We start from the raw sequence: 10,438 nt of genomic DNA on the forward strand, positions 1-10,438 counted from the left end.
AAAATTAAACAACAGTACGCCAAGTACATTGAGTTTTTTTGTTGTTTAATCTGTATGGGCTGAAGATAAACAATAGCTTCAATGCTATGAATAAGGATGACGGAAAAGGTTATCAAGTGGTTTTTTCTCATATGCCAAAGCTGAGTTGATGTGCGAGAGGTCTAAGTTGTATGGCATAAGGTTACCTATACCAATTCTGTATGTAAATCTCTAACTAGAACTTCAGCACATTCTCTTTGAACGATTATACTGATCTTGGTTTCAGATGCTGTGATAGCAAGTATTTCTATCTTTTTCTCGCTCAAGACCTTGAGTATGCAGTGCATCACTTCAGCATTAGACATAACTCCAATACCAATTATTGAAATTCTAGCTATGTTATTGTTTATTATATAGCTCCTATTCAGTAGCTTTTTCATTAAACCAATATCAAATTCAGAAATTACGAGACTTGATCCATGTATCATATCAATTTTAATGTTTGTCCCTGCAATATCCCTTAAAATACGTAAGGTATCTGCAAGGTTAGCAAAAGTTACAAGGGCTTCATTAGTGCTATAAGTTATTCCAGTAATTGTGTATCTCTCTAGTACATCTTTTTTGTGCAGTACTATAGTTCCTTCCACCTCTTTAAAGGTGGACAGCACTTGTACTTTAACGTTATGTTTCATTGCAAGCTGTACTGAACGATTATGTAGTATTTTAGCACCAGATGACGACATCTCCAACATTTCATCGTAAGAGATAGATTTGAGCTTGCGTGCTTTTGGAACAATTTTTGGATCAGCTGTATATACTCCATCAATATCAGTGAAAATTTCGCAAAATTTGACGTTAAAAGCTACTGCTAAAGCAACTGCCGATATATCAGAGCCTCCTCTTCCAAAAGTAGTGATTCTATCACCATGTATACCCTGAAAGCCGGCAATGATCGCTACAGTATACCCTTCAGTAAAAGACCTTTTCAGATGATCAATCTCTATTGTTTTTATTTTAGACTCGGAGTAAAGATCGTCTGTTATAATCGGTAACTGCCAGGCAAGCCAAGATTTAGCGTTTATTCCAATAGATTGGAGAGTGATTGCTAGCATGCCGCAAGAAATCTGCTCTCCCGCTGAAAGTATAACGTCATATTCCGACAGCTCTCGTTTACAGCTTAAATTTGAGATTTGTCTAGCTTGAAAAGCCATTTGATCAGTAAATCCCGCAACGGCGGATACAACGACGATTACATTACAACCCCTCTCAACATCCTTTTTTATTAAACTTGCAACTCGGTTTAAGTCAGTTAATGAGCTCCCACCAAATTTTTTTATGATTATATTGTCCATAGCTACAATATAGCTTTCCTCCAGAAAAAAATATAGCGCTAGTTGATATAAACTTTAAAAGACTCAGTTATTTTCCATAGCAAAATCCCTAGCTAGGAATAACGAACCACAAATCAGTACGGTTTTGACATTCTGGATAGGAACTTTTAGTATGTGGTTTAATATGGCATCACCGATCGATTCACATTCAATAGCATTTATCCCTATATTATCCGCTCCCTTTTTGATTAGACCTGTATTTGTTGCTTTGGGCTCAGACTTAACACAAACCGCACATAATAACTTGATATATGATTTTAAGTGTTCCAAAAACTCTTCCACGTTTTTGTTACAAGTAACCCCAAAAATCATATGGATACCTTCAGCAAAATTATTTTTCACCCAATCAGCTAACACTCTAGCACCATCGTTATTGTGCGCACCATCTAAAAACAATTGCCAATCTTTCGGTAACAAAGAAATTAAACTGCCCTCTTTTATAAGCTCTAGTCGTGCAGGCCAGTAGGTACGTTGTAAACCTGAAGTGATATCCTCTTCTCCAATATCAAATCCATACCTTCCACTCAAAATGCTACATGCTGCAATAGCGTTTCCTGCATTAATTATTTGGTGATCACCCTTCAAAGAAGGCAAGGGAAATTCTATTGATTGAATAGCTGATTGGAAAATCATTCGAGCTGATGTCATTCCAGCGCCTGACGCTGGAATCCACTCATTTTTTTGCTGGATCCCATTGCTAGCTACTTGGATGACAGACAGTTGTTTACTGCAATTCCACTCAAAGCTACCTCTATATAAAGGAGATTTCTTATTGATTGCACACTGCTCTAGCATATTCATTATGGACTTTTCTTGTGGTGCTATTACGCAAGGAACATTATGCTTCATTATTCCAGCCTTCTCACCTGCTATAGCCTCTACAGTTGGACCAAGATATTCCATATGATCAAGTGCGATGGAAGTAATGATTGTTAAGATCGGATTATCTATAACATTTGTTGCGTCACGTCTTCCACCCACACCTACTTCGACTAAACTTACATCGGCTTCATGACGAGAGAAAGCTAAGAATGCTGCAATTGTTGCAGCTCCAAACAAAGTGATAGGCTGATCTGCAATTGCAGCGCGGCATTCTTCTAATAAACTATACAATTCATTATCGTCAATATTACTCCCTGCAACGACTATTCTCTCATTAAAATTAACTAAATGTGGAGAAGTGTATGCATGGACCTTATATCCTGCTGACTGCATTATGTACCTCATAAAAGATAGTGTTGAGCCTTTTCCATTAGTTCCAGCTATGTGAACTGCCGGAGGCATCTTTTTTTCGGGATTGCCTAACTTACTTAGAAAGCTTTTCATGCGTTCAAGAGAAAAGTCTTTTTGTCTTCTACCAAGTGGCTTAGGCCAGTGAGGCATGTATATCATAGATTGTTATTACATTTTAATTCATCTATAACACTCGCTATACCATACGTATCAATTTCTCCACTGAATTGGGAACGTTGATTAAGAGAAACACTTATTCCATTCATTACAACATCATTTATTAATAAAGAACTGTTACTTTTAGCAACTTTAAAGTCAATATTTGTAAATTCTTCGTCGCCGTAAGAAAATCTTGTATTAACCAAGCAAGTTCCATCATCACCTGTTTTTGAGCCTATTATAGTCATTTCGCTGTTATTCATGTACTTACACAAAATTTTGTGCACAAATGCATAAGATACATCTCAATATTCTTTCAAGAGACTTTCTCTTCCTTCTTGGGTAATCAAAGTCCAATGTTTTCCCATTACAAATCGGAATATTTCTTTGAGATTAACATTGTTTCGAATGATCCCCTGAAGTTTTCTATATACACATTCCAGATTTCTTTTCTTCTCTTTTGCATATATGCCATCCACTTGTTGCTTCATAGCATGCACAAAAGTTTTGTGATTTACACAACTGGTGTAAGCACCTAAAGAAATTATAACAAAAACAATAATGATTAAAACTTTAGCAATATTCATAAGATACATTTATTGACCGCCACACTTAAAATGCAAAGTTTAATAAAGGTTGAATAATAGTCAGTTTTATTGTTGACTGCAATATACATATAGACACAACTTGTGTAAACTAGCTATAATTATAAGGGTCTGTTCTATACGTTATGAGTTAAGTTAAATTTCCCGAGCGATAATTTCTAGTCAAGGGAATTGCCTCTATTAACTTCATTGAAATTAATACGTGATGCCCACTTTAACTTTAGGTCTCAGGAATCTACTAAGACTGACGGTAGATACGGATCCTATTCCAGTTGATTTAGATTTATGCTCTATTTACACAAAGAACAAGGTACTTTTTTTTGTTCATCCGATGAGATATTTCATGTTGTAATTGATGTTGAGAAGTATCCTGATTTCGTTCCTTGGTGCAAAGCCGTTCATATAAAAGAAAAAATCGATAGCCAAATGGTTGTGGATCTTCTAGCATCTTTTCATGGTATTAAAGGAAAGTATACATCAGAAGTAACCTTTCTTTCTCCAAGCAGAACAAATGAAGGTTGGATAAAAGCTGTATCATCAAATGGAATATTCAAACATTTATACAATGAATGGAAATTCACTCCTATAGGTGAAAATAAGACCATGGTGAAATTTTACATAGAATTTAAGTTTAAATCTAGCTCGCTTTCAACTCTATTAAACCCAGTGTACAAATATACACAAAGTAAAATAATTGCTGCATTCAAAGAAAGAGTTGAGAACCTTGCTAAGTAAAAGTTATCTTGACATTATTAATATAGATATGTAATTTTCTTAGTAATTTTAGTGTTTATATTGTAATGATTTTCAGAATATTGCTTTTACTAATTTTTATAAGTGTTAATTCTTATGCAGTTACTAAACAAGACTTATCCAACAGCCAGTACACTCGAAAAACTGGCGAAACAACAGCAGAAGAACTATTATCACTATTGCCCGATGACAAATCACTAGGAAATCCAAAAGCGCCAATTTTAATGATAGAATATGCTTCGCTCACTTGTTATCACTGTTCCCTTTTTCATAAGGAGGTTTTTCCTGCAATTAAAAAGAAATATATAGATACGGGTAAAATGTTATATATATTCCGTCATTTTCCTCTAGATTACAGAGGATTAAAAGCTGCAATGCTAAGCTATTGCTATGAAAAAGAAGAAGACTACTTTAATTTTAACAAAGCTGTTTTTAATTCAATAGACTCGTGGAACTATTCTGATTTAAGTGATTTAACTGTACTACAAAGAATTGCCGCACTAAGTAACTTAAAGCAGGACCTGTTTAACCAATACATCGATGAAAAGAAAAACAAGGAAGTGTTTGACAAAATTATAAACGATAAATCACTGGCAATAAATAAGCTTGGTATTATGGCTACTCCAATATTTTTTATCAAGCTTAGCAACGATAAATCACGTACAGAACATAATAAAATTAAACACGAGGGATATAAAACATTGGAATACTTCACTAATGTAATAGATAGGCTATATGAAAAAGCTATAGTGAAATGATACCACTGTAGCTTATCATAAAAAACTATGTTGAACTATCGTTTTTTACCACTGCTTGCTGTTTTTTACGCTCAAATTCTCTTTTTTTACTGTGCCAAGCATAATAATACATAGCAATTTTATTTTCTATTAATATTATCGTTCCATCATAAAACTGAACCATATCCATAACTTTTTTCTGGGCTTCATCAAAACGTTCCCTGTATTTCTCACGATAAGCTGGGTTATGTAACAGTGTAACCCCTTCATCTTTGTTAAATTTTTTGCTTAACGTTTCAACTTCACCAGCAATATTATAAGACATATAACCCCCTCTAATTGATTATGAAAATTATATTTTAACTAAAGAGAAACGCTCATGAGCAGTTCCTCAAATTCTAGTATGACAATCTATCGATTATTATACTAGTTAATTATAATATTATATATAATAATTTTTGTCACTTAAAATTTTACGCTGTAAAAAATAATAACCTAAGATAAACGTTTTACCATTTTTAAGCTAACATATATAAATTTTATATAAACTAAATCTTTTAATAGTAAGACATGGCACGCAACAACTCTAACATGAAATTATCATACATAAGAGATTTATTCGTAAAGAAATACAAAGAAATAGAAGGATACTGTATTTTTGAAGAAAAGAAACACATCCAAATTAGTGCTGAAGAAGGAAAGCTGCTCAGTTTATTTATAAAAATCCATAAAGTAAAAAGTATCGTTGAAATTGGTACATTATATGGGTATTCATCGATTTGTATGGCAAAAGCTCTACCTGAATGTGGCCATATATACACAATAGAGAACAATCCTAAGCACTTAAGTATAGCAAAAAAAAATTTTAGTGCTTTCAACCTGAGCAATAAAATTACTTTAATAGAAGGCAACGCATTGGAAAAACTGAATGAGTTGTCAGCAAAAGCACCGTTTGACATGACGTTCATTGATGCAGATAAAGGTGGCTATCCCAAATACTTAGATTGGGCAGAGCTTTATATTAAACAAGATGGACTCATTGTTGCAGATAACACTCTATTATTTAACACAGTGTTTCTAGAATCACCTCTAAAGGAAGTATCAGAAAAATCATGGCAGGCTATGAGAGAATTTAATCGTAGATTATCAGACGAAGAAAAATATTACTCTATATTAATTCCAACTGATGAAGGGATGACTGTAGCTTTAAAGTTAATATGAGTTAAAAATCAAAGTCGGCATAATGCCTAGGAGGAGTTAATCCAGAAACTCTTTCTAATAACATTTCACGAAAACAAGGCCTTGACTTAACAATAGAGTACCATTCTTTTAAAATTCTACTTTTTTCCCATGGAAAACTATTCACATAGTCCATTACAGAGATATGCGACGCTAAAGTAATGTCAGCCAAAGTGAACTTATCGGTTGCAAGCCAAACATTTTTGCTAATTAAGTGTTCAATGTATTCTATATGGCAAGACAGGTTATGCTGAGCTGCATGAAGAAACCTAGAGTCAGGAATGCGGTTAATTATTACTTTTTCGTTTATAATGTATTTAGTAACTTCGTTGTAAAACTTGTTATCAAACCAATTAACCAAAGCACGTATTTTAGACTTAATAACAATAGACAAATCGAGTAATTTGATATCGCTGCTGTAAGTTTCTTCTAGATACTCACAAATAGCAGTGCTGTCTGTTATAATAAAATTATTATCCATAAGTACTGGCACCTGTCCAGTTGGGTTAATCTCCATAAATTCATTCCTCTTCTCCCACGGATTCTCGTATACTAAATCACAACCTAACTTTTTCTCCTTGAGAAGAGCTCTAACCTTTCGTGAGAACGGACAAAGAGAGAAGTGATATAAAATCATAATCAATTTCTATATATAATTTATGTAACCCCAACTAATTATAGACTATTATAGGATACACCTTGCTAAATAAAAAAAACAGTATAATATCTTACAAGGTATGCAGGCAAAAACTCTGTAACTTGGTCAGGTCAGAGATGAAGCAGCCATATCAGAATCTTTTTGGGTTGCATACCTATTGAACTGTTTGTTTATCGTAAGTTATGAACATAGCATTAAAATATCGTCCTAGTAGCTTCAAAGATCTAATAGGTCAAGATATATTAGTACGTATATTAGAAAACGCTTTTACTCTCAACAAAATCCCACAATCCATACTGCTCTCTGGTAGTAGCGGAGTTGGTAAAACTACCACAGCAAGAATAATAGCTTTATGTTTGAATTGTTCCTTAGGACCAACTTTTGAACCTTGTGGATCATGTGAAAATTGTCTAGCAATAAAGAATTCAAGTCACCCGGATGTGATAGAGATTGACGCAGCAAGTCACACCAGCGTTGAAGATATCAAAGTAATCCTAGGAGACATTTGCTATTCACCTATAATCTCTAAATTCAAGGTTTACATTATAGATGAAGTACACATGTTATCCAGCAGTGCATTTAACGCATTGCTTAAAACTCTAGAAGAACCACCACCCAGTGTAAAGTTTGTCCTGGCGACTACAGAGATAAAAAAGATACCGATAACTATTATTGCACGTTGTCAAAGGTTTGATTTGCATAACATCCCTGCAGCCAAAATAGTGGAGCGGTTGAATGACATTGCACAAAAAGAAAACCATCTCATTGAAAGTGGGGCACCAGAATTAATTGCACACCACTGTAGCAATTCGATGCGTAACGCTTTATTTTTAATGAATCAAGCAGTGTTATATAGCAAAGATGGCGTAATATCCATCAAGAATGTAATAGAAATACTCGGTCTGGTGGATAAAGATATTATATTTAATCTACTGGAAGCAATATTAGATGGTGATTTAGAGAAAGCTCTGTCAGTATTCGACAAGGCAATAAAGACAGCAAACCCACTCAATGTCTTCGAAGGTCTATTGCAAACAATCCAATTAATATGCCGTTATTTGATTACAAAAGAAATTGATAGTTCAGTTATAGAATGTGAAAAGAACAGGATAAAAGACTTAAGTGCAAAGAAATCTTTAATATTTTTCTCGAGATTGTGGAAGATGTTACTCAAGGGAGCTCAGGATATAAAAACTTCAACATGTAACGATATTGCTGCTGAAATGGTGTTAATTAGCCTCTGTTATCTTTCTGATTTACCTTCTCCCGAGCAAATAGTCAAAAAAGTTCTTATGCAGAATACACAGCAAAGGAATATGCGTAACACAGAGAGCGCACAGCAAAAAAATTACGATTTTGATAAAATTCTGCAACTATTACAACAGAATAACCAAATTTATCTTTACAAACAGCTATGTAGTAACCTACAATTGGTAGATTGCAAACCTGGGTATTTAAAATTAAGGTCCGTATCTTGGTTGGACAACAGTTTTTGTAATGACTTGAAAAATTACTTAAATCAAGTGACTCAGCAAGAATGGGTCATCACAGTCGATGCAGGCTGTATGAGCAGGGAAGTAAGTAATTTTAATTATGCACCTGCAGTCAAGGGTATACTTGATACGTTTAAAGGTGCAAAGGTAGTTAATATAGAGAATAAGGAGTAGGTTGTGGATTTTAGTCAAATAATGAAGCAAGCACAAGAGATGCAAAAAAAGCTTGTGGAAGCTCAAGAGAAGTATATTGGAAAGGAATTTCAAGGTGTTTCCGGAGGTGGCAAAGTTTCTGTGTTAGTGGAAGTTGTAAAAATAGGTAGTTATAAAGCTAAGAAAGTAAGCATAGACTTAGAGCTTATGAGAAACGAGGAGAAAGATATAGTAGAAGATTTAGTAACAGCAGCGTTCAACGATGCCATTAAAAAGGCAGAGGAAGACATGGCAAATGCAACCTCTGATCTTGCAAGTATGATGGGGTTACCACCTGGGTTTAAACTTCCCTTTTAAAAATTCTCTGTATTGCTAATAGGTTTCTGTATCTTTGGTACTAGAATTGTTTTATATGATATACTTGAAATATCATGCAAAGACAAAAGAAATCGCAGTAGCGAAGGTGGTACACAGAAAGTAAAAAAATACCGAAAAATCAAAGGTAAAAAGTTATATAATTATCTTTTTATTAATAAAATTTTTACATTCCCCTTAAAAATTGGTTTAAATGTCAAATATTTTATGTTATTAAGTTAGTACTTGACTTAACTTTAGTTTTCACTTAAATTGCTAAAGTGGAATTTTAATTTTTTTAACGAGGGCAATTATGCATTATAAAAAGTTTTTTTCAGCAACTGCTTTAGTGACGTTGCTAAGTTTATCAAGCGCCGCTTTTTCAGATCCTGTTGGTCCAATAGCTGATGAAGAAACTAATTACTATATTCGTTTGCAGTACAACGGTGAACTTTTACCTTTTAAAACAGAGATTAAGGGTATTGAGTATAAAAAAGGTAATGAAGATCAAGATCCTTTAAAAGCATCTTTTATAGCTGGTGGTGGTGCGTTTGGTTACAAAATGGACGATATTAGAGTTGACATCGAAGGGCTCTATTCGCAGCTAAGCAAGAACGATATTAAAGATGCAACATTTACACCAGATGCTGCAGACAATTTAACAGCAATTTCAGGACTAGTTAACGTGTATTACGATGTAGCAATTGAAGATATGCCTATCACTCCATACGTTGGTGTTGGTCTTGGTACAGCATATCTCAGTAATCCCTCTAAAGCTGACGCAGTTAAGGATCAAAAAGGATTTGGTTTTGCTTATCAGGCAAAAGCTGGGATTAGTTATGACGTAACTCCAGAAATCAAACTCTTTGCTGGAGCTCGTTATTTCGGTTCTTATGGTGCTAAGTTTGATGCAACAACTAAGGATGATGGTAAAATAAAGGTTCTTTACAGCACTATTGGTGCAGAAGCTGGAGTGGCATTTAACTTCTAGTCTATCTTAGCAACTCTTCTTGTTGTCCCAGTTTTGTCATTCAAGTAACTGGTGCTGGGACCTAGAAAAAAGAAATGTGGATTCCAGTGTTTTTAAACACTGGAATGACATATGTAGGCCACTTTAATTTATGGGGTTATATACTAACAGTCAGTGCTAAGACATCTGAGGTCCTAGTTAGATGCAAAGATATATATACTTTTTTAAATTAAATCTTGAGTTTTTGTTAGAAAATCAATATATTATATGTATGGAGTTTTAATTTAAGTTGTTATGTTAATCCCAACAACAAGCTTATGTGTTAACAGTAGTACTAATCTCACGCAGTATATTGCTGAGGTGCGAAAATTTTCCATGCTTTCTCAAGAAGAAGAAGTACGATTAGCAAAAAATTGGCACCAATATAAAGATATTTCTTCCGCTCATAAGTTGATTACTAGTCATTTGAATTTGGTAGTGAAAATTGCAATGAAGTTCAAAAACTATGGGCTGCTGCTTATGGACCTGGTCATGGAAGGAAACATGGGTTTAATGCATGCAGTGAAAAAGTTTAATCCTAATTTAGGGTTTCGCTTTTCAACTTATGCGGTGTGGTGGATTGAAGCTTCAATAAAAGACTTTATATTGAAATCTTGGTCGTTTGTAAAAATAGGCACAACGCAAGCGCAAAGAAAGCTATTCTTTAGTTTGCGT

General features: G+C 34.2%; 11 protein-coding genes, 2 other RNA genes and 1 pseudogene. 9 read left to right on the forward strand and 5 right to left on the reverse strand.

Translation table 11 applies throughout. The annotated features are described in order from the left end of the window. Positions 1 to 185 precede the first annotated feature (185 nt). From IHO13_RS02290 to IHO13_RS02300, 3 genes and pseudogenes are all read right to left on the reverse strand, one after another. Positions 186 to 1,331 carry an aspartate kinase gene (locus tag IHO13_RS02290; RefSeq protein WP_225538093.1) on the reverse strand — a complete coding sequence of 382 codons (1,146 nt, stop codon included), beginning with the start codon at positions 1,329 to 1,331 and terminating at the stop codon, positions 186 to 188. A gap of 63 nt (positions 1,332 to 1,394) precedes the next feature. Continuing rightward, positions 1,395 to 2,762: a bifunctional folylpolyglutamate synthase/dihydrofolate synthase gene (locus IHO13_RS02295; RefSeq protein ID WP_225538094.1), complete on the reverse strand. Its 1,368-nt coding sequence runs from the start codon at positions 2,760 to 2,762 to the stop codon at positions 1,395 to 1,397. Continuing rightward, a pseudogene (locus IHO13_RS02300) lies at positions 2,759 to 3,358 on the reverse strand (MlaC/ttg2D family ABC transporter substrate-binding protein). Before IHO13_RS02300 ends, IHO13_RS02295 begins: the two are co-directional and overlap by 4 nt. Positions 3,359 to 3,472: 114 nt before the next feature. On the opposite strand from IHO13_RS02300, the gene ssrS reads away from it, so the two are divergent. From ssrS to IHO13_RS02315, 3 genes are all read left to right on the forward strand, one after another. Next, a non-coding RNA gene (gene ssrS, locus IHO13_RS02305) (6S RNA) lies at positions 3,473 to 3,634 on the forward strand. A gap of 18 nt (positions 3,635 to 3,652) precedes the next feature. After that, a complete protein-coding gene (locus IHO13_RS02310; protein ID WP_225538095.1) occupies positions 3,653 to 4,102 on the forward strand; it encodes a type II toxin-antitoxin system RatA family toxin in 450 nt (149 codons plus the stop codon). A gap of 65 nt (positions 4,103 to 4,167) precedes the next feature. Then, positions 4,168 to 4,878, forward strand: coding sequence for a thioredoxin domain-containing protein (locus IHO13_RS02315; RefSeq protein WP_225538096.1), 711 nt, complete (start codon positions 4,168 to 4,170; stop codon positions 4,876 to 4,878). Positions 4,879 to 4,903: 25 nt separating this feature from the next. Here the strand turns inward: IHO13_RS02315 and IHO13_RS02320 are convergent, their stop codons facing one another. Continuing rightward, positions 4,904 to 5,182: a DUF2671 domain-containing protein gene (locus IHO13_RS02320; RefSeq protein WP_225538097.1), complete on the reverse strand. Its 279-nt coding sequence runs from the start codon at positions 5,180 to 5,182 to the stop codon at positions 4,904 to 4,906. Between the two features lie 245 nt (positions 5,183 to 5,427). Between IHO13_RS02320 and IHO13_RS02325 the strand changes: the two genes are divergently transcribed. Next, the gene (locus IHO13_RS02325) at positions 5,428 to 6,078 is read left to right on the forward strand and encodes an O-methyltransferase (protein ID WP_225538098.1); all 651 of its coding nucleotides are present in this window, start codon (positions 5,428 to 5,430) and stop codon (positions 6,076 to 6,078) included. Position 6,079: 1 nt separating this feature from the next. On the opposite strand, the gene IHO13_RS02330 is transcribed toward IHO13_RS02325, so the two are convergent. Beyond that, positions 6,080 to 6,733, reverse strand: coding sequence for a glutathione S-transferase family protein (locus IHO13_RS02330; protein ID WP_225538099.1), 654 nt, complete (start codon positions 6,731 to 6,733; stop codon positions 6,080 to 6,082). Between the two features lie 90 nt (positions 6,734 to 6,823). On the opposite strand from IHO13_RS02330, the gene ffs reads away from it, so the two are divergent. The 5 genes from ffs to IHO13_RS02355 all read left to right on the forward strand — a co-directional run. Next, an RNA gene (ffs, locus tag IHO13_RS02335) (signal recognition particle sRNA small type) lies at positions 6,824 to 6,921 on the forward strand. A 15-nt stretch (positions 6,922 to 6,936) separates the two neighbouring features. Further along, the gene (gene dnaX / locus IHO13_RS02340; RefSeq protein ID WP_225538100.1) at positions 6,937 to 8,421 is read left to right on the forward strand and encodes a DNA polymerase III subunit gamma/tau; all 1,485 of its coding nucleotides are present in this window, start codon (positions 6,937 to 6,939) and stop codon (positions 8,419 to 8,421) included. 3 nt (positions 8,422 to 8,424) lie between these two features. Beyond that, positions 8,425 to 8,757, forward strand: a complete 333-nt coding sequence (locus IHO13_RS02345; RefSeq protein WP_225538101.1) for a YbaB/EbfC family nucleoid-associated protein — start codon at positions 8,425 to 8,427, stop codon at positions 8,755 to 8,757. 310 nt (positions 8,758 to 9,067) lie between these two features. Beyond that, on the forward strand, positions 9,068 to 9,745 hold the full coding sequence (locus tag IHO13_RS02350; protein ID WP_225538102.1) for a P44/Msp2 family outer membrane protein: 678 nt from the start codon (positions 9,068 to 9,070) through the stop codon (positions 9,743 to 9,745). Positions 9,746 to 10,018: 273 nt separating this feature from the next. Then, positions 10,019 to 10,438: sigma-70 family RNA polymerase sigma factor (locus IHO13_RS02355; protein WP_225538103.1), on the forward strand; the 420-nt coding region annotated here is incomplete at its 3' end.

It is taken from the genome of Wolbachia endosymbiont of Mansonella perstans, assembly GCF_020278605.1.
In the GTDB taxonomy this organism is placed as follows: domain Bacteria; phylum Pseudomonadota; class Alphaproteobacteria; order Rickettsiales; family Anaplasmataceae; genus Wolbachia.

What these genes read in the sequence shown, in the direction of transcription:
- IHO13_RS02290 (WP_225538093.1), bottom strand. Translation starts at nt 1,331, where the DNA reads ATGGACAATATAATCATAAAAAAATTTGGTGGGAGCTCATTAACTGAC.
- IHO13_RS02295 (WP_225538094.1), bottom strand. Translation starts at nt 2,762, where the DNA reads ATGATATACATGCCTCACTGGCCTAAGCCACTTGGTAGAAGACAAAAA.
- IHO13_RS02310 (WP_225538095.1), top strand. Translation starts at nt 3,653, where the DNA reads ATGCTCTATTTACACAAAGAACAAGGTACTTTTTTTTGTTCATCCGAT.
- IHO13_RS02315 (WP_225538096.1), top strand. Translation starts at nt 4,168, where the DNA reads ATGATTTTCAGAATATTGCTTTTACTAATTTTTATAAGTGTTAATTCT.
- IHO13_RS02320 (WP_225538097.1), bottom strand. Translation starts at nt 5,182, where the DNA reads ATGTCTTATAATATTGCTGGTGAAGTTGAAACGTTAAGCAAAAAATTT.
- IHO13_RS02325 (WP_225538098.1), top strand. Translation starts at nt 5,428, where the DNA reads ATGGCACGCAACAACTCTAACATGAAATTATCATACATAAGAGATTTA.
- IHO13_RS02330 (WP_225538099.1), bottom strand. Translation starts at nt 6,733, where the DNA reads ATGATTTTATATCACTTCTCTCTTTGTCCGTTCTCACGAAAGGTTAGA.
- dnaX (WP_225538100.1), top strand. Translation starts at nt 6,937, where the DNA reads ATGAACATAGCATTAAAATATCGTCCTAGTAGCTTCAAAGATCTAATA.
- IHO13_RS02350 (WP_225538102.1), top strand. Translation starts at nt 9,068, where the DNA reads ATGCATTATAAAAAGTTTTTTTCAGCAACTGCTTTAGTGACGTTGCTA.